General features: G+C 68.1%; 20 protein-coding genes. 4 read left to right on the top strand and 16 right to left on the bottom strand.

All coding sequences use genetic code 11. The annotated features are described in order from the left end of the window. Positions 1-52 precede the first annotated feature (52 nt). A complete protein-coding gene (gene polA, locus ACFVTD_RS15755; protein WP_387564687.1) occupies positions 53-2,893 on the bottom strand; it encodes a DNA polymerase I in 2,841 nt (946 codons plus the stop codon). Between the two features lie 19 nt (positions 2,894-2,912). Between polA and ACFVTD_RS15750 the strand changes: the two genes are divergently transcribed. After that, the gene (locus ACFVTD_RS15750) at positions 2,913-3,377 is read left to right on the top strand and encodes a hotdog fold thioesterase (RefSeq protein ID WP_387564685.1); all 465 of its coding nucleotides are present in this window, start codon (positions 2,913-2,915) and stop codon (positions 3,375-3,377) included. An 11-nt stretch (positions 3,378-3,388) separates the two neighbouring features. Here the strand turns inward: ACFVTD_RS15750 and ACFVTD_RS15745 are convergent, their stop codons facing one another. The 6 genes from ACFVTD_RS15745 to ACFVTD_RS15720 all read right to left on the bottom strand — a co-directional run bounded on the left by ACFVTD_RS15745 (position 3,389) and on the right by ACFVTD_RS15720 (position 7,371). Continuing rightward, entirely contained in the window at positions 3,389-3,949 is a 561-nt protein-coding gene (locus ACFVTD_RS15745) for a dihydrofolate reductase family protein (RefSeq protein ID WP_387564683.1), read from the bottom strand. Positions 3,950-4,020: 71 nt separating this feature from the next. Continuing rightward, positions 4,021-4,242, bottom strand: coding sequence for a hypothetical protein (locus tag ACFVTD_RS15740; RefSeq protein ID WP_387564681.1), 222 nt, complete (start codon positions 4,240-4,242; stop codon positions 4,021-4,023). Beyond that, a complete protein-coding gene (locus ACFVTD_RS15735) occupies positions 4,239-5,486 on the bottom strand; it encodes an anion permease (protein WP_387564679.1) in 1,248 nt (415 codons plus the stop codon). Before ACFVTD_RS15735 ends, ACFVTD_RS15740 begins: the two co-directional genes overlap by 4 nt. A 152-nt stretch (positions 5,487-5,638) precedes the next feature. Further along, positions 5,639-6,145: an HAD domain-containing protein gene (locus ACFVTD_RS15730; protein WP_387564677.1), complete on the bottom strand. Its 507-nt coding sequence runs from the start codon at positions 6,143-6,145 to the stop codon at positions 5,639-5,641. A gap of 11 nt (positions 6,146-6,156) precedes the next feature. Beyond that, the gene (locus ACFVTD_RS15725) at positions 6,157-6,843 is read right to left on the bottom strand and encodes a hypothetical protein (protein ID WP_387564675.1); all 687 of its coding nucleotides are present in this window, start codon (positions 6,841-6,843) and stop codon (positions 6,157-6,159) included. 96 nt (positions 6,844-6,939) lie between these two features. Beyond that, positions 6,940-7,371 carry a VOC family protein gene (locus tag ACFVTD_RS15720; RefSeq protein ID WP_387564673.1) on the bottom strand — a complete coding sequence of 144 codons (432 nt, stop codon included), beginning with the start codon at positions 7,369-7,371 and terminating at the stop codon, positions 6,940-6,942. Between the two features lie 152 nt (positions 7,372-7,523). On the opposite strand from ACFVTD_RS15720, the gene ACFVTD_RS15715 reads away from it, so the two are divergent. Then, positions 7,524-8,144 carry an L-threonylcarbamoyladenylate synthase gene (locus ACFVTD_RS15715; protein ID WP_387564671.1) on the top strand — a complete coding sequence of 207 codons (621 nt, stop codon included), beginning with the start codon at positions 7,524-7,526 and terminating at the stop codon, positions 8,142-8,144. 30 nt (positions 8,145-8,174) lie between these two features. Here ACFVTD_RS15715 and ligD read toward each other — a convergent pair whose 3' ends face one another. After that, entirely contained in the window at positions 8,175-9,197 is a 1,023-nt protein-coding gene (ligD, locus tag ACFVTD_RS15710) for a non-homologous end-joining DNA ligase (RefSeq protein ID WP_387564669.1), read from the bottom strand. 69 nt (positions 9,198-9,266) lie between these two features. Between ligD and ACFVTD_RS15705 the strand changes: the two genes are divergently transcribed. Continuing rightward, positions 9,267-9,944: an alpha/beta family hydrolase gene (locus ACFVTD_RS15705; protein ID WP_387564667.1), complete on the top strand. Its 678-nt coding sequence runs from the start codon at positions 9,267-9,269 to the stop codon at positions 9,942-9,944. On the opposite strand, the gene ACFVTD_RS15700 is transcribed toward ACFVTD_RS15705, so the two are convergent. After that, a complete protein-coding gene (locus ACFVTD_RS15700; protein ID WP_387564665.1) occupies positions 9,925-12,825 on the bottom strand; it encodes an AAA family ATPase in 2,901 nt (966 codons plus the stop codon). The two genes, ACFVTD_RS15705 and ACFVTD_RS15700, sit on opposite strands and share 20 nt — an antisense overlap. Before the next feature lie 162 nt (positions 12,826-12,987). Between ACFVTD_RS15700 and ACFVTD_RS15695 the strand changes: the two genes are divergently transcribed. Further along, positions 12,988-13,212, top strand: coding sequence for a hypothetical protein (locus ACFVTD_RS15695; protein WP_387564663.1), 225 nt, complete (start codon positions 12,988-12,990; stop codon positions 13,210-13,212). Positions 13,213-13,227: 15 nt separating this feature from the next. Here the strand turns inward: ACFVTD_RS15695 and hrpB are convergent, their stop codons facing one another. The 7 genes from hrpB to ACFVTD_RS15660 all read right to left on the bottom strand — a co-directional run bounded on the left by hrpB (position 13,228) and on the right by ACFVTD_RS15660 (position 21,080). Further along, entirely contained in the window at positions 13,228-15,834 is a 2,607-nt protein-coding gene (gene hrpB, locus ACFVTD_RS15690; protein ID WP_387564661.1) for an ATP-dependent helicase HrpB, read from the bottom strand. Between the two features lie 42 nt (positions 15,835-15,876). Next, positions 15,877-16,452 carry a hypothetical protein gene (locus ACFVTD_RS15685; RefSeq protein WP_387564659.1) on the bottom strand — a complete coding sequence of 192 codons (576 nt, stop codon included), beginning with the start codon at positions 16,450-16,452 and terminating at the stop codon, positions 15,877-15,879. Further along, entirely contained in the window at positions 16,442-16,741 is a 300-nt protein-coding gene (locus ACFVTD_RS15680) for a hypothetical protein (RefSeq protein ID WP_387564657.1), read from the bottom strand. The genes ACFVTD_RS15685 and ACFVTD_RS15680 overlap by 11 nt, the downstream gene beginning before the upstream one ends. Positions 16,742-16,843: 102 nt before the next feature. Continuing rightward, positions 16,844-17,359: a flavin reductase family protein gene (locus ACFVTD_RS15675; protein ID WP_387564655.1), complete on the bottom strand. Its 516-nt coding sequence runs from the start codon at positions 17,357-17,359 to the stop codon at positions 16,844-16,846. Between the two features lie 144 nt (positions 17,360-17,503). Then, entirely contained in the window at positions 17,504-18,442 is a 939-nt protein-coding gene (locus ACFVTD_RS15670) for a 5'-3' exonuclease H3TH domain-containing protein (RefSeq protein ID WP_387564653.1), read from the bottom strand. 60 nt (positions 18,443-18,502) lie between these two features. Next, positions 18,503-20,359 (bottom strand): GTP cyclohydrolase II RibA, encoded by a 1,857-nt coding sequence (gene ribA / locus ACFVTD_RS15665; protein ID WP_387564651.1) that lies wholly within the window; start codon positions 20,357-20,359, stop codon positions 18,503-18,505. 109 nt (positions 20,360-20,468) lie between these two features. Beyond that, complete coding sequence (locus tag ACFVTD_RS15660; protein WP_387564649.1) at positions 20,469-21,080, bottom strand: dihydrofolate reductase family protein; 612 nt, start codon at positions 21,078-21,080, stop codon at positions 20,469-20,471. Positions 21,081-21,110 lie beyond the last annotated feature (30 nt).

Genomic DNA, 21,110 nt, shown 5'->3' with positions numbered 1-21,110 from the left:
ATCCGGCGCCTGACCAGCACAAACATTCCTGCTGGTGGCGTGCCGCGGACGCCTAGTGTCCGGCGTCGTACCAGCTGGGCCCGACGCCGATCTGGACTTCCAGCTGCACGCTGAGGTCCGCTGCCGCGGCCATCTGCTCGGTGACGAGCTTCTCGACGGCGGCGCGTTCACCGGCGGCCACCTCGAGGACCAGTTCATCGTGGACCTGTAGCAGCATGCGTGATTTCAGCCCCTGCGACTGAAGTTCGGCGTGGACGCCCAGCATGGCGCGTTTGATGATGTCGGCGGCGGAGCCCTGGATGGGGCTGTTGAGCGCGATCCGCTCCGCGTTCTCGCGCATCTGGCGGTCGGTGCTGGTGAGGTCCGGCAGGTAGCGGCGGCGGCCTTCAATGGTGGCGGTGTAGCCGTCCACCCTGGCCTGGTCCACCACGCCCCGAAGGTAGTCGCGGACTGCGCCGAAGCGGTCGAAGTAGTCCTTCATGAGGGTGCGTGCCTCATCGACGGAGATCTCGAGCTGCTTGGACAGGCCGAAGGACGTCAGTCCGTAGGCAAGGCCGTAGGACATGGCCTTGACTTTGGAGCGCATGGCACTGGTGACCTGGTCCGTGGGGACGTGGAAGATGTTGGAGCCGACGAACCGGTGCAGGTCCTCCCCGTCCTTGTAGGCCTGGATCAGGCCTGCGTCGCCGGAGAGGTGCGCCATGATGCGCATCTCGATCTGCGAGTAGTCGGCTGACAGCAGGCACTCGTATCCGTCGCTGACCACGAAGATGCCGCGCACGCGGCGGCCCTCCTCACTCCGGATGGGGATGTTCTGCAGGTTGGGGTTGTTGGAGGAGATGCGGCCGGTGGCTGCCACGTTCTGGGCGTAGGTGGTGTGGATCCGTCCGTCCTCGGCCACGGACTTCTTCAGCGACTCGATCATCTGCCGCAGCTTGGCGGCCTCCCGGTGCGCCATGAGCTGGACCAGGAACTCATGCCCGGTCTTCTCCAGCAGGTTCTTCAAGGACGCGGCATCGGTGGTGTAGCCGGACTTGATCTTCTTGGTCTTGGGCAGCTGGAGTTCGTCGAACAGGACGGTCTGGAGCTGCTTGGGCGAGCCCAGGTTGACCTCGTGGCCAATCGCGGCGAACGCCTGTTCCTGCGCCTGGTCGATCACCCTGGCGAGGTCGGCGAGTTGGTCGTCCATCTTCTCCATGTCGATGGCGATGCCGGCGAGTTCCATGTCCGCCAGGACGCGGCTGACCGGCAGCTCCAGGGTGGACAGGAGCTCCTCGGCGCGGCGGTCCTTGAGTTCGTCCTCGAAGTAGCGGCTCAGGGCGAGCACCACGGCGCCGGCCTGGACCAGGGCGTCGGCTGCCGCCGTGTCATCGCCGTCGAAGGCCAGCTCCAGCTGCCCCGCCTTGGCTGTGGCGGCCGGTATACCCACGTTGAGGTGGTGCTGGGCCAGTTCAGCGAGTTCGTAGGTGCGCCGGTCTGGCTGGATCAGGTAGCCGGAGATGGAGGTGTCGTCCACCACGCCCTCCAGCTCCAGTCCGCGGGCCGTCAGTGCCTTGAGCGCGGCCTTGAAACCGTGGATCACCTTGGGCGACCCGGGATCGCGCAGCCATGTGGCCAGCACGTTTTCGGTTTCGGCGTCCTGGGCCGCAAGGTCGACATAGACTGCTGCGTCCCCGCGGACAATGGCCACCCCGGCAGCGTCCTCGCCGATCCGGCCAGGCACGAGGTCGACGGCCAGCGCCGACCGCTGACCGGTGCCGTCGGCCAGGAAGGCGGCAAGCTCAGCGGCACCGGCAGGGGTGCTGTAATTCGGGGTTTCGATGCTTTCGCGCTCCGCGGCGGGGGTGTCGGCGTCGCCGTACAGGGCGAACAAACGGCCGCGGATGGCCTTGAATTCGAGCTGGTCGAAGAGGTCCTCGATGGCGGCCTGGTCCGGGCGTGGCTGGTAGAGGTCGTCCAGGGTGACGGGGAGGTCGAGGTCGGTGTGGAGCTGGTTCAGCCGGCGGTTGCGCTTGACGGCGTCAACGTTCTCCCGCAGGGCGTCCCCTACTTTGCCGCCGATGGAATCGAGGTGCTCCAGGACGCCTTCGAGGCCGCCGTAGAGGTTGATCCACTTGGCTGCCGTCTTGGGCCCGACGCCGGGCACGCCGGGAAGGTTGTCCGCCGTCTCCCCCACCAGGGCGGCGAGGTCGGAGTAGCGGCCCGGGCTGACAAAGTACTTCGCCTCGATGGCGGCAGCATCCATCCGCGGGATGTCGCTGACGCCCTTCTTGGGGTACAGGACGAACACGTTGTCCGTGATGAGCTGGAACGCGTCCCGGTCACCCGATACCAGGAGGACCTCGAAGCCGGCCTTCTCCCCCATCGCGGCAAGCGTTGCCAGGATGTCGTCGGCCTCGTACCCGGGCATCTTGATGGTCTTGATGCCCCAGGCCTCCATGACCTGGCCAATAAGGTCGATTTGGCCGCTCATTTCGCGGGGGGTTTCGTTCCGGCCGCCCTTGTACTCGCTGTACTCGGTCTTGCGGTGGGTGGATTCGTCGGAGACGTCGAACGCAACCGCGATGTGGGTGGGCTGCTGTTCCTTGATGAGGTTGATCAGCATGGACGTGAAGCCGTGGATGGCGTTGGTGTGCTGGCCGTTGGAGGTGGAGAACTTGTCCGCCGGCAACGCGAAGAAGGCGCGGAAGGCCATCGAGTGCCCATCAAGGACCAGCAGCCGCGGCTGGGTGGTGATGGGAACCACCGGCGCTTCGGTGGCTGAAACGGACCCGCCGGCGGCGGGGGCGGCGCTCTTCACTACAGGCTTCGGGGCGTCCGCGGGGAGCTGCCCGGCAGCCCCCTCATCGATGGCCTGGGACGGGAAGGGAGCCGGTTTGGTTGTTTCACTCACAGGTGCCAGCCTAGTTGCCATGACAGACAATTTCACGCCGGGCCCTTTCGCCGAAGAGCTGGCCGCCGCCGGAATTCCCGGCCACATGCACGACTGGCTGGGCGCCTTCGGTGTCGGTGCACTGGTGGTCAAGATGGGGATCCACTTCCTGGAGATGAGCCCGGAGCGGACCGTCGCCACCATGCCGGTCGAGGGCAACACGCAAGTGGCCGGAATCCTGCACGGCGGCGCCCACGTGGTACTCGCCGAAACCCTGGGCTCTTTCGCCTCGGGCATGCACGCCGGGCCTGGCCGCCACGCCGTCGGAATCGAAGTCAACGCCACCCACCACCGGTCGATCGCCGCGGGCCTGGTGACGGGTACCTGCACCGCGGTCCATCTTGGCCGGACCCTGGCCACCCACGAGATCGTCATGACGGATGCCCAGGGGCGGCGCCTGTCAACGGCGCGGATCACCAATATGCTGCGGGACAACGCCGGCTGACGCTGGCTGCCTCAGGACTCCGTGCCGGCCGCCGCGTGCAGAAGGTAGCGCAACTCCACGATCCCCCGGCCCAGGGTGCGTGAGGCAGCCAACTCAAGTGGCGGCGTCGGGCCGTTCATGGGCAGCAGCCGCTTTCCCTCCCCCAGCACCACGGGAATGACGGAGAGGATGATCTCGTCCAGCAGGCCGGCGTCGGCGAACTGGGCCGCAAGCTTGCCGCCGCCCACTACCCAGATGTTCCGGCCGCGGGCGGCCTGGCGGAAGTCGTCCGTGAATTCCTGCACGTCCCCGCGCACGAAGGTGATGTCCGCCCCGTCCGGCGCCCGGTGTTCGTGGTGGGTGAAGACGTAGCAAGGCGTGCCGTCATACGGCCATGCTCCGGGCTCATGTTCCATCAGCCACGCGTAGGTTTCCCCACCCATGACGATGCACCCCACGCCGGCCATGAAGTCGTTGTAACTGTCGGCCCCGCCGTCGAAACCGTCGAACTGCAGCAGCCAGGCGAGATCGTCGGTGGGTGTGGCGATGAAGCCGTCGAGGGAGGCGGCCACAAAGTATTGGATGCGCGGCATGGCCCCAGCCTAGCCAGCAGGCTCTGCCAGGCCAACCGGCCAGGCCCCGTGCGTCCGCCGGCCCGGGGCCGCTACTTGGTGAAGTACGGGATGATCAGGTACAGCCCGAAAAGCACAGCCACCCCGCACAGGCCGAAGCACAGGTAGGCGATGGAGCGCTTGACCCCGGGGGACGATTGCTGGGCATCCCCGGCGATGGCGGTGAACCGGACCCCAAGGGAGTAGAGGGTCACCACTATTGCCGCTGAGACGAGCGTGGTGCCAGCAACGGTCAGGAGTTCCAACCACTTCATCGCTGATTCTCCTTGGAGTTCTTGGCCTTGGCGTCAGCCTGGGCCTTGGCTTTTGCTTCCGCCCGGGCGCGGGCCAGGGCCTTCTTCTTGGCGAACCGGACTGCCTGGCCGGCTTCCTCCACCTCGACGGCGTTCTGGTGGCCCACGGAGGACTTGCGTGAGTAGAAGAACATGAACAGTACCGCCGCGGTGCCGGCGATCGCGGCGATGAGGACACCGATGACGCCGGTGCCCACCAGCAATGCGGTCAGGGCGCCGACGACGCCCGCGGCCGGCAGGGTGAAGAGCCATCCCAGCGCGATCTTGCCCACCATGTTCCAGCGGACGGTGGTGCCGCGGCGCCCCATCCCGGACCCAATCACGGAACCCGAGGCCACCTGCGTGGTGGAGAGGGCAAAGCCGAGGTGCGAGGAGGCGAGGATGGCCGAGGCGGTGCTGGTCTCCGCCGCAAAGCCCTGGGCGGGTTTGACCTCGGTCAGGCCCGATCCCATGGTGCGGATGATGCGCCAGCCGCCGGCATACGTTCCGACGGCGATGGCAAGGGCGCAGGCGGTGATCACCCAGAGCTGGGGCCCGGAGCCAGGCGCCTGGCTGTGCGCAGCGATCAGCACCAACGTGATAATGCCCATGGTCTTTTGTGCGTCATTGGTGCCGTGGGCCAACGCCACCAGGCTGGAGGTGAAGACCTGGCCGGTCCGGAAGCCACCGCGTTTCTGGGTGAGCTTGGACCCCGTCTCGGGATCCTGGCGTGCGGTGAGGGCGTAGGCCAGACGGGTGCACACGTAGGCGGCAAGGCCGGCAATAACGGGGGCGAAAACAGCCGGCAGGATGACCTTCTGCAGCAGGCTCTCGAAGTTGACCGAGTTGAAGCCAGAGCCGATAACAGCGGCGCCGATCAGTCCGCCAAAAAGGGCGTGGGAGGAACTCGAGGGCAGGCCCTTCAACCAGGTGATCATGTTCCACAGAACGGCGCCCATCAACCCGGCAAAGATGATTTCCGGCGTGATCTGAACCCCGCCGGACCCCTCGCGGATGATGCCGCCGGAGACTGTCTTTGCCACCTCGGTGGACAGGAAGGCGCCCACCAGGTTCAAAACGGCGGCCAGGGCCACTGCTGTCCGGGGCTTGATGGCACCCGTCGCGATGGGCGTTGCCATGGCGTTCGCGGTGTCGTGGAAGCCGTTCGTGAAGTCGAAAAATAGTGCCAGTCCAATGACCAGCGCCACCATGAAGGTGATATCCACCTGTTGCCCAATCTGCAGAGTCGACGTTCAGCAGTTTCTCGTACCAGGCTGCCGTGGACAGCATAGTTCACCGGCTGTTTGCGTGGAATGACTTATGGTGTTGGCACAACCGGTGGGAAACCTTATCGATCGTACGCGTCCGCGGCATGAGGTCAAAACACGGGGCGGGCCACAAATGCGTGGATTCGGTCGAGTTCCGTGGGCGTGATTCCGCGCCGTGGATGGGGTGAGACGGTGAGGATGCGCCGGCCCAGGAAACGCGCCCATCGTTGCGCGTCGGCCTCGAACGCGAGCTGGTCGTCCACCCAGGCGACGGCCCCGGGCCCGGTTTCTTCGACGTCGTCCTGGATGGCACGGAGTTTCCACCAGCCGGTTCCGCCGGCTGCCCCGCCTGCGGCCAGGTACGGCCAGCCGTTGCCCTTGAGTCCGACGGCGGGGCACAGGTATTGGGGCGCCAGTTCCTCCCAGCTGGTAAGCCAGACGCACCGCAGCCCCGGCGTCCGGGCCAGGGAGTTCAGCCCTGCCACGACTTCTGCCGCGAAGGCCACGGGCAGTAATCCGGCGTTGGCGTGCTGCCAGGGGGACCCCCAGCCGGTGGTCCCTTCGGGGCTGAACGGACAGATGACTCCGTCGACGTCCAGGTAGATTGTGCACCCCACCCCGGGCAGCCTTAGCCCCCGTGGAATTGTGCCGGCCGGGGGCCGGCGTCCAGTTCCGGGGAGATTTTCCGCTCAAGTGCTGCAAGGCTGGCATCGGGCAGCACAACAAGGCCATCCAGCTCACGCCGCGCCCGTTTGTAGGCTGCCTGCCGTTCGGCGGGGGTGGCTGCCCCGTTCTCAGCGATCATCAGCAGTTTGCTGGCCGTGGAAAGGCGTTGGCGTTCGGGTCCGCTGAATTTGCTGTCCCGGATGCGGCGCGCTTCACGCTCAGCGACGTCAAGGGCCACGGCAAAGTTGTTGACCGCCTGCCGGTAAGCCTCCAGCCCGGCGACGGACCGGAGGTCCCCGGGATTCGCGGGACGCTGTCCGTCAGCTTCCCTTTTAGCGCGCAGGAAGGCCACGGTCAGGGGTTCGCGGACGTCCGTCATGAGGGGGAAGTCGATGAGCTTGCCCACGTCGAGCTCATACTCCAGCCACCGGCGGCTGGTGGCATCGTGCGCTGCCACCAGCGCCCGCACCTCTGCCGTCGACGCCTTTTCGGCTTCCACTTGTTGGTTCTTGAGCGCGTAGAGTTCCAGCCGGCGCCGGTGGCGGCGTTCCGCCGAACGCCGCCACCCGCCCGCCCACCGGCCGGCGAACGCCATCAGTGGAAACACCATCCACCATTTATCGGACAGGAACTCCATCAAGGGCGTCACCCTTCAATCCTCGCAGTCCGGTGGCGTGGCCTCAAGAACCAAGGCAGACCTGCGGACGCCGGCGCGCAGCCCCTCCTGCTGCCACCCGCCGGGTGGTCACGGCGCCGCGGTTGCCTGCCCAGCGTTGACGTTCACCAGCCAGGAGACGCCGAAACGGTCCGTGCACATGCCAAAGACGTCACCCCACGGCGCCCGTTCCATGGGGACAGTCACTGCTCCCCCATCGCCGCTGAGCTTTTCGTAGTAACCGCGGAGTTCCGCTTCGTTGTCGCCGCTCAGGGATACCGAAATGGCGGACCCCGCGTGGTACTCCATGCTGTTCGGGGTGTCGGCGCCCATCAGCACGAGGCCCTGGGTGGTGGTCAGCATGCCGTGCATGATCTTCTCCGCTTCCGCGGGATCCTCGCTGGCCTGGAAGTCGCCGAAGGTGCTGAGCGTCAATTCGCCGCCAAACACGGACTGGTAGAAGTTCATGGCATCACGGGCATTGTCGCGGAAGCTCAGGTAGGGATTGAGGATCGTGGGCATGTCAGGATCTCCTTCACGGTGCCGGAAGTTGCTGGGCCCGAAACCCGGGCAGACAACATCCTGCCCGATCCGGGTGAAGACCGGTAGGGGAAACAGCCTTGTCCTGGCCGCTTTATGGTGCGTTGGAGGCCTGGGGAACGTAGGCTCTGGGCATGGCCAGATTCTTCGATGTTCATCCCCACGACCCCCAGCCGCGCGCAATTGCCCAGGCGGTCAAGATCATCCGGGACGGCGGCCTGATCGCCTACCCCACGGACTCCTGCTACGCCTTGGGGGCACAGATGGGAAACCGGGAAGCCCTGAATCGGATCCGGACCATCCGGCACCTGGACGACAAGCACCACTTCACGCTGGTTTGCCGGGATTTCGCGCAGTTGGGCCAGTTCGTGAACATCGGCAACGACGTCTTCCGCAGCATCAAGGCGGTGACACCCGGCAGCTACACCTTCATCCTGCCCGCAACGAAGGAGGTACCCAAGCGGCTGCTGCATCCCAAGAAGAAGACCGTGGGCGTGCGCATCCCGGACAACCGCGTGGTCCAGGCGCTGCTGGCCGAGCTGGGAGAGCCGCTGCTCTCCAGCACGCTGCTGTTGCCGGACGAGGAGGAGCCGCTGACGGTCGGCTGGGAAATCAAGGAACGCCTGGACCACCAGGTCGATGCCGTGATTGATGCCGGTGACTGCGGCGCCGAGCCCACCACGGTGGTGGACTTCTCCAGCGGCGTGGCAGAGGTGGTGCGGCACGGCATGGGCGATCCGTCACGCTTCGAGTAACTTCCCGATCCCTTCTTTGCCGGCGCCCGGTCAGTCCTGCCTGCGTGCCCTGCTGGGCTGCACCCGTGGGGGCTCTCCGGGCATCTTGGGGTAATCGGGTGGAAAGGGCAGCTCTCCGAGGCCGGCTTTGACATCGCGTTCCCACCACTCCAGCAGCGTATCGATGCTGCCTGGTCCTGCACCGAAGTCAGCCCACGGGTCACCCACTGTCTTCAGCCGCTGCGGCACGGTCAGGATTGTGAAGTTCCTGGGATCTGCCATTTCCAGTTCTTCCCAGGTGATGGGGCACGACACCGGGGCGTGCGGAAGGGCGCGCGGACTGTAGGCGCCGGCGATGGTGCGGTCGCGGTTCGCTTGGTTGAAGTCCAGGAACACCCGCCGGCCACGCTCTTCCTTCCACCAGGCCGTGGTGACCTTGTCCGGGATGCGCCGTTCCACTTCGCGGGCTGCAGCGATGACTGCGTGGCGCACGTCGAGGAACTCGCGGGTGGGTTCGATGGGGGCGTAAACATGGAGCCCCCGGTTTCCGGAGGTCTTGATGAAGCAGGCGAGTCCGGCTTCGGCGAGGACCTCCTTCAGCACCAGGGCTGCGGGAATGGCGTCGTCGAAATCCGTGCCCGGCTGCGGGTCGAGGTCGATCCGCAGCTGGTCCGGATTGTCGGTGTTTTCAGCGCGCGACGGCCAGGGATGGAACACCACAGTGTTCATCTGGACGGCCCAGACGGCCGCGGCTGGCTCATCGAACACCAGCTGGGGGTGCGACCGGGCGCTGGGGTAGACCACCTTGACCGAACGGATGAAGTCCGGCGTGCCCTTGGGTGGATTCTTGGAGAAGAACATGTCGCCGTCGATGTTGCCGGAGTACCGCTGGAGCGACACTGGCCGGTCGCCGTTGGCGGCGATGAACGCCTCCCCCACGTCGCAGATGTAGTTCGCCAGGTCCAGCTTGGTAAGGCCCAGGTCCGGCCACAGAACGCGGCTGGGGCTGGAAATGCGCATCTCGCGTGGTCCGTTGGGTCCTTGCACGGTGATGGTGGTCTGTTCACTCGCCATGGGGACAACGTACACCCGCCCGCCAGCTGGGATGGGCACATCCGTCCGGGCCTCCGGCATGATGGACCCATGCCAGCAACCGATACGCAGCTCACTGTGGCCGTGGGCGACGCCACCTTCTCCGCCGTCTATGCCCGCCCCGCGAATCCCACGGCCACTGTGGTGGTGGCCCATGGCGCCGGTGCCGGCATGGAGCACCCGTTCCTGCGCGGCTTCACCGATGCGCTGAACAGCCTGGGCCTGGCCACCCTCCGCTTCAACTTCCCCTACCGGGAAGCGGGACGGAAGTTCCCTGACCGGCCGCCGGCGGCGATCGCGGCCTGGCGGGCTTCCATGGCCGCCGCGCGGGCCCAGGCTGATGCCCACGGTGACGGCGGACCACTGTGGGGGGCAGGCAAGTCGTTCGGCGGACGGATGGCGTCCATGGCCGTCGCCGAGGGCATGGACGCTGCCGGGCTTGCGTACCTGGGGTATCCCCTGCATGCTCCCGGCAAACCGGAAAAGCTCCGGGACGGACACTTGTACGGCGTTACGCTGCCCATGTTGTTCCTGCAGGGAACGCGGGACACGTTTGCCAGCCCGGACATCCTTGAGGATGTCGTCGCCCGGATCGGCCGGAACGCCGTCCTGCAGTGGGTAGAGGGCGGAGACCACTCATTTGCGGTGGCGGGCCGGAAACGCGCTCCCGAGGAAGTGGGCGCGTCCCTGGCGGCGCCGGTGGCTGAATTCATCGCGGAGCAGAGTTGACCGCGCCCCGTCCTGCCAGCCTGGCCAGGTCTACGCGGTTGCCTGCACCGGTCTTCCGGAGCATGTTCGAAATGTGCGAGCTGACGGTTTTTTCGCTGATAACGAGGGCCGTGGCAATTTCGCTGTAGGTCTTGCCCGCAACCACGCAGTCGAGGATGTCCTGTTCGCGCGGCGTGAGCCCGGGCAGGCGTGCCCGGTTGCTGCCACCGGTTGGCGGCGCGTCGGTGGCAATGTGGGCGTGCACCGCCAGGTGCTCCAAGGTTTCCTGCTCGGGACCGGCCCGAAGTTCACGGGCCAGTGCGAGGCCGCGCCGCAGGAGCGCCGCCGCGCGCTGCCGCACCGCCTGCCCGTGGAGCAGCATCGCCTCGACGGCGCGCCGGCAGCAGTATGTTTCCTCCCAGGGCAGGTTCCCGGCATTGAAGGCATCGGCGGCCTGCGCCCACAGCAAGCCGTTGTCAGGTGCCCGCCGGATCCTGCCCAGTTCGGCGTCGTACAGGAGGGAGAACGCCGTGGTCTGGCGCCGGTACAGCTCGGTGTGCGTGCCGGGTTCGAAGATCCCGCAGGGGAAACGTTCCTCAAGTCGTGCGGCCTCGGCAACGAATCCGTCCGGCGGTTCTCCGGCGTCCCGGGCCTGCTGGGCCAGATCGGCCAGCGCGCGGGCGGCCAACGGGATCAACCACTCGCACATGGTCGGCGCCGGTCCGGGACGGGTGGCGCCGGCGAGTGCCGCCTCATATGACTTCCGGAACTGGCCGACGGCGGACTCCACCTCTGCGCGGACTGCAGCAAAGTTGAGGTTCACGAACGCGAAGCTGTCCGTATTGACTTCTTCAGCCCGCGCCAGGTGGGCTGCCGCCTCACCACCGCGGCCCTGGAGCAGGGCGAGCCGCGCAGCGGTGAGCCGCCCGCTGACGTCGCCCATGGGGCCGGGATCGAGGCTTATGGCAATGCCCAGCGCCGTTTGGGTGGCCCTCCAGTTGCCTGCCGCAAGATAGCTGGCTGCTTCGTCGGCCGCGAGCTTGGCCACGTAAGGGTGCGGGCCGCCATGTTCAGCCAGCTCGAGCCGGCCGGCGTGCATGAGGTCCGCGTAGAGGGTGCTGGTCCAGGCTTCCCGGGCATTGCCCAGCCACAGGATGGCGTGTACGTATCCCCAATAGTCGCGGGCCCTGAGGGCTTCCGCGGCGGCCTCGCCGGCAAGCTGGGCCGCGCGCTCCGGCCGGTCGGCGAAGACCTCAACCATGGCCGCCGCAGTCAGCGCGTAGGACAGCGCGCGGTGGTGTCCCGTCCGGCGTGCGGCCTCCAGTGCCCTGGCCGCTGCGGCTGCCCCGCCCGGGAGGCTGTTCCAGATGGATGAATGCGCCAGTTCGGCCAGCGCGAAAGCGTGCTGCCAGCTTTCCGGTGCGGCGAGGGACAACCGGGCCGCTTCGGTGATGTTTCCCAGCGCAAAAAACTCCTGCCCGGTGGAATAGCGGAGGTGGGCGCGGCGGACCAGCAGTTCTGCGGCCGCCAGGGGTTCGGCTGCCCTGTCCAGCCCGGCCAGTAACGCATCCACCGCCTCCAGTTCGGCCGCAAAGGCACCCGAGGCGAAGGCAGCCGCCCGAATCCGTTCCCACAGCTCCCGCTGCGTCGTTTCCGCGCCGGCTACCTGGCCGTGAAGCGAGGCAGCCCGCTGCAGCATCCGGAGCCGCTCGGCGGCAGAGCCGGAGCCGGTAAGGGGGTCCCCGGCGGCGAGGGCCCAACGGTAGGCGGCACTGCTGTTGCCGGCCAGGTAGTAGTGGTCAGCGATCGCGGCCGTCAGCTGGATGTCCGTCCCGGCCCTGGCCTCGTACATGGCGGCGAAAGCAGCATGCCGGGCCTTCCGTTCGTCCGCGGAAGCGTCCTGCTCCAGGACCTCGGCGATGAGGGGATGATGGAACCAGTAGGTGCCTTCCGGACCCAGGTCGAGAATGCCGGCATCGGAGGCGGCCTTCAGGAACGACGCCACACTGGTACTGTCAGGCCACTGTTCAACGGCCACTGCGGATAGTTCATGTTCCGTCACGGCCCGGCCGGCCACCGCCAGCAGGCGGGTCAGGTCGCGGGCACCCTGGGGCAGGCCGCGCCAGGACCGGAGGACGGCCTGTTTGAGGTCGCCGTGCAGGCCTGGGGGAAGCAGCGCCGCGCCTGCTGGCAGCCCGTCCACCAGCAGGCGGGTGAAGTAGGGGTTCCCGGCGGTCCGCGCGTATACGTCCGTCACGAGCGACTGCGGCGGGGGCGCCCCCAGCAGTCCGGCTATCTGGGATTCGGTGGCAGGCCTGTCCAGCGGGCCGAGGTTGATCATGCGGACCGACGGCAGCCGCCGGATGTCGGCAAGCCACGTAAGCAGTGGGTGGTTTTCAGCGAGTCCGCCGGAGCGCAGGGTGGAGATGATGCCCAACCTCCGCCCTGACGGTCCGGCCATGAGGTACATCATGACGTCCAGCGTGTTCCGGTCGACCCATTGCAGGTCGTCGATAACCAAGAGGACCGGAGAGGTGGCACTGACCGAGGTCAACCAGTCGTCCACCAGCAGCGGCACGTTCCCGGCATCCCCGCCATCCAATGCATGGGACAGAGGGAGCGCGGACGCGTCGGCAGGCGCCGAACGCAGGGCGGAGCGCAGCCCGACGTACGGTACCGCCACCCCGGCCAGTGGCAGGGCCGCGCCCCTGAGCACCAACACTCCGGGCTCCGCGGCAGCCCCCACCGCCTGGACCAGGGCCGTCTTGCCCACTCCGGCATCACCGGCAACGATGGCGGTCCGCGCACTCCCGCTCCGGACGGCGCCCACCATCTCCGTGAGCGCCGCAAGCTCCACGTCGCGCCCCACCAGCGCGGGGCCACCGGTGCGTTCGCTGGCCACCTTCACAGCTTCCCATCACCTTTGCCACCCGGTACAGGGAAGGTTGCCACAAAAATAAGGACTAGGGTTCCCCCTTTTGAGGGTACCTACCGGATGTGGGGGGCCGGAGCGCAGCGGAGAGTGTGGGTGTCAGTCCATCACATCAGCCAAGGAGGCCGGACCATGACTGCCACACTCCGTTCACCACGACGCCCTGCGGGCATTGCGGTCCTTCTTTGCCTGGCCGCGCTGGCCACTGCGGCGCCGGCGGCCGGATTCCCGGACGAGGCCCCCGGCCCGAGCTTTGTGCCGTGCCCGTTGGAACGGATCGGTTCGCAGTTGGTGCGCTGCGACAACCTGACCGGCGCCGGTGTTGAGGCGCCTTCCTGGATCCCCGAGCAGCAGTAGCGCGGCCGGGCACGGTCACTTGCGCTGCTTGGTGCGCGCAGTGGCAAGGGCCGTCCACGGGTCTTCCGGCCATGGGTGCTTGGGGTAGCGGCCCCGCATTTCGGCACGGACCTGGCCGTAGGGACCGGACCAGAAAGAGGTCAGGTCATCCGTTACCGCGAGCGGCCGGCGGGCCGGGGAAAGCAAATGGAACAGGACCGGGACACGTCCGTCCACCAGCCGCGGTGATTCGGCCAGCCCGAAACACTCCTGCAGCTTCACCGCGACGACAGGCGCGGCGCCGGTGTCGCCCGGTTCCGGATAGTCGATCCGGATCCGGGAGCCGCTGGGGACCTCAAGGTTTTCGGGGGCGAGAACATCCAGCTTGGCAGCTTCCGGCCAGGGCACCAGGCGGCGCAAGGGGTGCGCCAGGTCAATTGCGCCCACCGGCTTTCCCGCGGCAAGGTCCTCCAGTTCCGGCCCCAGCCACTCGTCCAGCCTGTCCAGCAGGGCCCTGTCAGACACGTCCGGCCAGGGCCCTCCCGCCTGCCTGTGCAGGAAGGCAAGCCTGCGCCGCAGCGAGGCCGCCGCCGCCGACCAGTCCAGGGCCGCGAGCCCATCGGACTCAAGCGCGGCCGCCACGGCCTTCCTTCCTTGTCCGGCGGTGGGGCGCACCGGTGTCGTGGAAAGGACAATGGAGCCCAGCCGCCTGATCCTGCGCGCGCTTAGCCGGCCCGCCACGAACTCGGCTTCCACCGTGTCGGCCAGCAGGTGCGAGGCCGCCGTCTCAGCCATGGCGGCCGTCAGGGGTCCGGCAGCACGGATCACAGCGCCCGTGCCTGCCGCGTCCCGGCCCGCGGCCCGGGCCACTTCGGCCACTGCGAGCCATTCGTGGCCTGCAAGAGTGCTGCCCGCGGGCAGGCCGGCCCGGGTGCCGGACGTCAACAGGTACTGCCCCGCGTCCCCACCGCCCGGCACGCGGCGGGCCACGCGGTCCGGGAAGGCAAGGGCAACAACAACGCCCACAGCTTCGGGGCCGTCGGCAGTGGCCGGAAGGGCCCGGGAACCCGTCTCCTGCCGCCGCGCGATGGCAGCGAGCCGCCGGGATTCCTCCGCCCACCGTCGCCCGGACGGGCCTTTGTCCGCACGGAGCTGGGTCAGCAGCCGGGGCAGGTCGGCGGCCGGCGCCCGGTAATCCCCGGTGAGCGCAGCCACCACTTCACCGGCGAGCCGGTGTCCGGTGGAGGTGCCGCCGTCGAGCAATGCCCTGGCCAGCCGTGGATCGGCGGGGATGGTGGCCAAGACCCGGCCGGCGGCCGTTACCTGTCCGTCTCCGGTCACCGCGCCGAGCTCCCGGAGAACTTCGACGGCGTCGTCCATGGCCAAGCGGGGCGGAACGTCGGGCAGTGCCAGGCCCTTCCCCCGCAGTGCACCCCAGCAGGCCAGGGTGAGTGCGGCGCCGGCCAGGTCTGCCACATTGATTTCCGGTGTGACGTGGGCGGGGGCTGCCCCATAGGCCTGCTGCGAGTAGCAGCGGACCACCCGGCCCGGGCCCTGCCGTGCGGCCCGCCCCGCTCTCTGGTCTGCGGACGCCCGGGAGCACGAGACCGTGACCAGCCCGCTCATGCCGCGGCCTGAGTCCCGCCGAGGTTCACGTGCCAGCCCGGAGTCCACCACAAGCCGGACGCCGGGGACCGTCAAGGACGATTCGGCGAGATCGGTGGAGACGATAATTCGTGGGGGATCCCCGGTACCCCGGCCCGAAACGGCCCGGTCCTGTTCCGCGGCCGCCACCTGGCCGTGCAGTTCCAGCACGTCCACGCCACTGCCCAGCCGGCCGCGGAGGGACGTGGCCACGCGGGAGACCTCCCTGGCGCCCGGCAGGAACACGAGTGCGTCCACGCCGCTGTCGGCTGCGAGGGCAAGGGCGTGGGCGTCCGCCGCGGCCGCGGCCACATGGTCAAGGAAGGCGGGCGTCACTCCCCTGGCGTCCAGCCGGGCGCCCGGGGCCGGGAGCCACTGGACGTCCAGTGGATAATTGACCGCCGGGCAGCCGACGACGGGCGCCGGCCCGCCGCCGTCGGCATCCCCAAGAAGCGCTGCGAACCGGGTTGCATCCAGTGTCGCGGACATGGCAACCAGCGTGAGGTCGCCGCGCAGCGCGCGGACCTCCGCCAGCATGCCGGCCAGCAGGTCGGTTTCAAGGCCGCGCTCGTGTACCTCGTCCAGGACGACGGCGGCCGTCCCGTCAAGGCCCGGGTCCGCCAGCAGGCGGCGCAGCAGGATGCCGGGGGTGACGAATTCAACCAGGGTGCCAGGGCCGGCCTGGCGTTCCCCGCGGACCGTGTAGCCAACGCGGCCGCCCAGGCCTGTTCCGTCAAGGGCGGCGAGGCGGCGGGCGGCGGACCTGGCGGCCAGGCGCCGCGGCTGCGTGACGATGACGCGGCCGCTGCGGGCGTGCAGGTTTGCGAGCAGCGGCGGGACCAGCGTGGTCTTGCCGGTACCTGGAGGGGCCTGGACAACGACAACGCCCCCCGCCACGGCCTGCTGGACTGCCGGCAGGGAGGCTTCGAAAGCCAGCCCGGCACCGATGGCGGCGAGTTCGAAGGCACCGGCGGCGGAGTTGCCGTCAGGAGGACTCATCCGTCCATTCTGCCTTGCCGGGGAACGGGTCTTCCGCCCGGGTCAGGGTTTGCCCTGCCCCTTGGCCTTGCCCCTGGCTTCCTTAGCGGTGTCCGATCGCTGTGCGCCCGGCGCGTCCTTGGCAGGTGCGGGTGCCGGAGCGGCGGCCGGAACCACCGGCTCCACGGCGGCCGCAACCTGGGCGCCGTCTGCCGGCGCCGGATCCACGGAGGTGTCCTCCGCCAACGCGGCCGGCGCCGTGGCCGCCGCCGCGACCTGCGTGGCAATGTCAGCCCGGACGGCCGATAGGGCATCCTCGATGCCACGGTAGCGGTCAGCCGATATCCGGCCTGCAGAGGCGGCTTCGCCGAGGTCCTTCTCAAGTGCCTGCAAGGCGGCGAGCGCGCCGTCCATCCTGTTTTCCGCTGCTGCCTGGCTGATGCTCAGCACGCGGATCTGGAATCCGCGCAGCACGCTGCTGTCCGTAGCGCCGGACTGGACTCCTGCCGCTCCTGCGACGAGGGCGAACGCGACCCCGACACAGCAGAGGACCAGCAGGGCGCGGACCCGGCGGCGGCGGGGTGCGGGAGTGGACGCTCCAGCCGTCGCGGGCCCCGCCGGCTTCAGTTCAGGCGGCATGCCTGCCCCGCAGCGGTACGGCAGGTGCGGCCCGTACGGGCAGGACCGTGACGGGAGGCGCGTCAACGGGCTGTACCGGCGCCGTGGTCACGCGTGCAGCCGTGGGCCGTGCCAGCAGGACACGGGCGGCCAACCGGATGGCGGTGGCGATCAGCAGGCCTATCCCGACTCCGAGCAGTACATGGCCGGTGAGGTAGTGCCGGGCCGCTCCCGGGCCGTCCAGTGCGGCCACCGCCGCCCCGCCCACTGTCAGCATCAGTGACAGGGCCGTACCGAAAATTGCGCCCATGGCTCCTGCTCCCATCCCCTTTTGTCAGCAAGCTTACTAGTATTGCTCAGTAAGCTTACTACCCAGCGGGCCGGGCGCAAGGGCGTGGTTGCGGAACCGGCGTCAGCCTGCGGCTTCGAGCAGGCGGCCGGACGGCTCGAGCCCGGCATACGCGCCCTTGAAAAACAGCAGCGGTTGGGCGTCCTGGCGGGCATGGAGGTGCCGCACGGCCGCCACCACGATGGTGTGGTCCCCGCCGTCATACTCTGCGTGCAGGTCGCAGTCGATCCAGGCAAGTGCATTGTCCAGCACCGGATTGCCCAGCGGAGAGGGCGAGTGTCCCACTCCGGCAAATTTGTCCGCCCCGGAGCGGGCGAACTGTCCCGCGAGGTGCTGGTGTTCCGCGGGGAGGATGTTGATGGTGAAGGAAGCGGCCCTCCGCAGCCCGGGCCAGGTGGTTGACGTGCGGGACGGGCTGAATGTGACGAGCGCAGGGTCCAGCGACAGTGCGGCAAAAGACTGGCAGGTGAAGCCGGCCGGCCCGTCAGGAGTGGAACCGGTGACCACGGTGAGGCCGCTGGCGAAAGTCCCGAAGATATCCCGAAGCCGGCGGGGAGCAAGATCTGATGTGACTGTCATGGAAGGCCCTCTCGTCTGGATCGTTACCCCACCAAACCATCACCAACCCGGGCCGCCCAAGCCTTCCGAAACACGCCGACCAGTACCGCAACGAGAGGTCACGCCCGGACATCCGGCGTCATCGGCGTCCCGCCGGAAAACGGGCTACGCCCGCTGGTCCAGTGCAGTGAGGAGCCGCCGGACAGAACCGCCCAGGTTCCAGTCGATGGCCAGTTGCTCGAGTTCGGAGCGCCGGTCACCGGTCACCGGCTGCAGCAGCGCACCTGCCTCTTCAAGGGTGGGCAGCTTGAGGTCCCGCACCAGGCGGACGACGGCGGGGGCTGCTTCGAGGTAGGCCCCTGCGGCGGAAAGTTTGGCCCGGACGGGACCGGACACCCCGCCGTCGTCCGCTTCCGCCGCCTCCAGCAGCCGTTCCAGGGTGCCGTACTTGAGCAGCAGTGACGCGGCCGTCTTCTCACCGATCCCGGCCACGCCGGGCAAGCCGTCGGAGGCATCGCCGCGCAGCGTGGCATAGTCCGCGTACTGCTGCGGGAGGACTTTGTACTTGGCCACCACGGTCTCTTCCATGATGACCTCGAGGTTCTTCATGCCGCGGGCCGTGTAGATCACCCTTACCTCACGGGCGTCGTCGCACACCTGGAAGAGATCCCGGTCGCCCGTGACGACGTCCACCGGCAGGCTGGCCTGGCTGGCGTAGGTGCCCACGACGTCGTCGGCCTCGTGTTCGGCCGCGCCCACAATGGCGATGCCGGCCAGCTCCAGTACCCGGCGGATCATGGGCAGCTGCGCTTCCAGGCCTTCAGGCACCACTTCGATGTCCGTGCCGCCGGGCACGGCCCGGGCCACCCGGTGCGCTTTGTAGGTGGGGACCAGGTCCACCCGCCATTTCGGCCGCCAGTCGTCGTCCCAACAGGCCACGAGATGCGAGGCCTGGTAGTCCGTGCTGAGCCGCGCGATCATGTCCAGCAACCCGCGGACGGCGTTGACCGGCGTCCCGTCAGGGCGGCGGATGGTGTCCGGCAGCCCGTAGAAGGCGCGGAAGTACAGGGAGGCAGTGTCGAGCAGCATGAGGCGCTGGGGCATACCTCGATCCTCACACGGAATCGGTCCGCAGCGCAGGAGCCGCGACTCCCGCCGTGGCGGCTAGAAGGACTGCGTGCTGAATCCCAGCCCCAGCAGGCCCCGTCCCGACTGTTCCAGGACGGTGTCAAAGCCCAGCGTGGGGTGGTTCAAGAGCACCCCAATGTCCCGCTGGATGCGCTGCAGCGGGTGTGAAAGCCGGTGCGCGCTGCCCCCTGAGCCGCCCACCACCAGCCGGACCGCTTCCTGTGAGGCCTCGGCGCTGAGGGCGAGCGAGAGCCGGAACGACGCGTGCTGCTCCGCAGTTAATGCGGGACCCTCCTGTCCCTCCGGGGGCAGCGTAGCCAGGGCTGCCCGCCACTGCAGCTGCGCCGCAGCCAAAGCCCCGCTCGCCCTGGCATAGCGCGCCTGGGCAAGGGACGAATCCGCCTGCCGTGTTTCGACGCCGTTCTTTTGCCTTGGCACCAGCAGCTGCTCCCGGAAAAGTTCAACGGCGTACTCGGCGGAGCCCAGCGCTGCGGCGGGGGCCACGAGATTCAGCAGCGTGGCCATGGGTGCGTGGATGAGCGGGTCCTGGTGGATCAGGCTGCCGGGGTTCTCCGGGCTGCTGAGCAGTGCCCAGTCCGCCACGCGGTAGTCCGGAACGAAGAGTTCGTCGGCACGGAGGTCATTGCTGCCCGTTCCCCGCAGCCCGTCGGTATGCCAGGCGTCCAGCAGGTCAAGGTCGGCCACCGGAACCAGCGCCTGCAGCCGGGCACCGTCGAGCTGCACGGCCAGCAGGGCCCACTGCGAGTGCATCACACCCGAGGCAAAAGTCCAGTGGCCCGAAATGGAGTAGCCGCCCGATACCTTCCGAGCCAGGCCCACGGGCGCGCTCGTCGCGGCGGCGAGGGGGACCTGGCCGTCCCCAAAGACTTCTTCCTGCACCGCACGGGGCCACCGGGCCAGCATCCAGGCGTGTTCGGCGAGGTGGCCGGCAGTCCAGGCCGTGGAGGCGCACCCCCTGGCAAGGACCCTGACAACTTCCGCATAGGTTTGTGCGCCCAGCCCATACCCGCCCACGGCGGCGGGTGCGAGGATGCGGAAGACGCCAGCCTCCTGCAGCTCCTGCACTGTCGACTCCGGCAGCCGGCGGAGCCGCTCGGTGCCTTCCGCCCGGGCACGCAGTCCCGGAACCAGGGCGGCGGCCCTGGCGGGCATGTCAAGGCGGCCCGCCACGGGCCCGGCGGCGGGCTGCAGGGGACGCTCGACGGCGGCCCTGCCAAGTTCCAGCGTATGGCCGGTGCGGTCGCGCTTGGCGGCAAGGTAGCGGGAGTTGGCGTCCGACAGGTGGACGCCAGTGGGAACCTGTTCCTGGATGCCAATTCCCAGTTCCACCAGCTGGTTGGCCTTGTCCGGGTTGTTGCTGAGCAGGCGCACCGAGGTGGCACCCAGGGTGTTGAGCATCTGGGCCGCCGCCGTGTAGTCGCGCTCATCCTCGCCATGGCCCAAAGCGAGGTTCGCATCGTAGGTGTCCAGGCCCTGGTCCTGCAGCGCGTAGGCATCCAGCTTGGAGTACAGGCCGATGCCCCGGCCTTCCTGCCGGAGGTAGAGGAGGAAGCCGCCGGTGGAGGCAATGCTTTCGACTGCCTCCCGGAGCTGCGGTCCGCAGTCGCAGCGCTCGCTGCCAAAGACATCACCTGTCATGCATTCGCTGTGCAGCCGGACCAGCGGCGCATTCCCGCCATCGAGCAGCGCCTGTTCCCACCCGCCCAGGGCCAGCAGGAGGTGTTCCCCGCCATCAGCCAGTCCGTGGAACGTCATGACGTCGGCGGAGGCGCCGTAGCCGTCGGGGAAGCGCAGGGGAACGCTGACTTTCGTGCGGATGGTGGCCGCCGGCAGGCCCGCCGACAAGGGTACGGAATGGGCGACTGTGCTCATGGGGGCCTCGACATTCTACAGAAAATAGTTGAAGATTAAAGTAATCGTAACTGCCTTTAGTTCAACCTTCAAGCTTTTGCCGTTTCCTTTCGTAACCCTTCCAAGGAGTTCATGCGATGGGGTGTGGAATGTATTCGAGCAACTGAAGCCGTCCGTCCAATGTCCTGCTGTCCACCATCTCAAGTGCAACGTCCGGATAGCCATCGAAAATCCTCTCGCTCCCGGTGCGCCCGGTGATCAGCGGGAAGACCACCAGCCGGAACCGATCCACAAGGTCCGCAGCCACCAGGGAGCGGCAGAGGCTGAGGCTGCCCAGGGTGCTCAACAGCCCGGCATGTCCCTGTTTCAGCTGCCTGACGGCCTCGACGGCGTCCCCGGCCACGAGTTGGGAGTTCGGCCATGTCAGCGGTGCCGTCAACGTCGCAGAGAAGACCACCTTGGGCACGGAGGCGAGACCGGTCAGCGATGCACGTTCATCCGCCCCGTATTCCGTACCCGCGGCCGCGGCATCATTCGACATCCCCGACATGAGGCGGTAGGTCTTGGCCCCCATCAAATAAGTACGCTCTTGACCCGCCTCTTGTTGCAGCCACGCCAGGTACTCCGGCCCCTCCAGACCCCACCAGCCGGGCCAGCCCTCACCAGAGGCACAACCATCCAGGGTGATGATCAGGTCCACCATCAGGGTCGCTGCTGACGGTTCTGCTGGTGTGGCGCCCATGGCCGGCTCCTCGGACTGATCGGCGTGGAT

Origin of the sequence: Pseudarthrobacter sp. NPDC058119 (assembly GCF_042884655.1) — a bacterium.
Taxonomy (GTDB): domain Bacteria; phylum Actinomycetota; class Actinomycetes; order Actinomycetales; family Micrococcaceae; genus Arthrobacter.
Note: the sequence above shows the minus strand (reverse complement) of the source record. Positions and strands in the feature narration are given on the sequence as shown.

Excerpts from the sequence above, each read along its gene's own strand:
- ACFVTD_RS15680 (WP_387564657.1), bottom strand. The coding sequence starts at position 16,741 with ATGGGCGCAATTTTCGGTACGGCCCTGTCACTGATGCTGACAGTGGGC.
- ribA (WP_387564651.1), bottom strand. The coding sequence starts at position 20,359 with ATGAGCACAGTCGCCCATTCCGTACCCTTGTCGGCGGGCCTGCCGGCG.
- ACFVTD_RS15695 (WP_387564663.1), top strand. The coding sequence starts at position 12,988 with ATGACTGCCACACTCCGTTCACCACGACGCCCTGCGGGCATTGCGGTC.
- ACFVTD_RS15715 (WP_387564671.1), top strand. The coding sequence starts at position 7,524 with ATGGCCAGATTCTTCGATGTTCATCCCCACGACCCCCAGCCGCGCGCA.
- ACFVTD_RS15670 (WP_387564653.1), bottom strand. The coding sequence starts at position 18,442 with ATGCCCCAGCGCCTCATGCTGCTCGACACTGCCTCCCTGTACTTCCGC.
- ACFVTD_RS15745 (WP_387564683.1), bottom strand. The coding sequence starts at position 3,949 with ATGCCGCGCATCCAATACTTTGTGGCCGCCTCCCTCGACGGCTTCATC.
- ACFVTD_RS15685 (WP_387564659.1), bottom strand. The coding sequence starts at position 16,452 with ATGCCGCCTGAACTGAAGCCGGCGGGGCCCGCGACGGCTGGAGCGTCC.
- ACFVTD_RS15720 (WP_387564673.1), bottom strand. The coding sequence starts at position 7,371 with ATGCCCACGATCCTCAATCCCTACCTGAGCTTCCGCGACAATGCCCGT.
- ACFVTD_RS15660 (WP_387564649.1), bottom strand. The coding sequence starts at position 21,080 with ATGGGCGCCACACCAGCAGAACCGTCAGCAGCGACCCTGATGGTGGAC.
- ACFVTD_RS15705 (WP_387564667.1), top strand. The coding sequence starts at position 9,267 with ATGCCAGCAACCGATACGCAGCTCACTGTGGCCGTGGGCGACGCCACC.
- ACFVTD_RS15675 (WP_387564655.1), bottom strand. The coding sequence starts at position 17,359 with ATGACAGTCACATCAGATCTTGCTCCCCGCCGGCTTCGGGATATCTTC.
- ACFVTD_RS15750 (WP_387564685.1), top strand. The coding sequence starts at position 2,913 with ATGACAGACAATTTCACGCCGGGCCCTTTCGCCGAAGAGCTGGCCGCC.
- ligD (WP_387564669.1), bottom strand. The coding sequence starts at position 9,197 with ATGGCGAGTGAACAGACCACCATCACCGTGCAAGGACCCAACGGACCA.
- hrpB (WP_387564661.1), bottom strand. The coding sequence starts at position 15,834 with ATGAGTCCTCCTGACGGCAACTCCGCCGCCGGTGCCTTCGAACTCGCC.
- ACFVTD_RS15740 (WP_387564681.1), bottom strand. The coding sequence starts at position 4,242 with ATGAAGTGGTTGGAACTCCTGACCGTTGCTGGCACCACGCTCGTCTCA.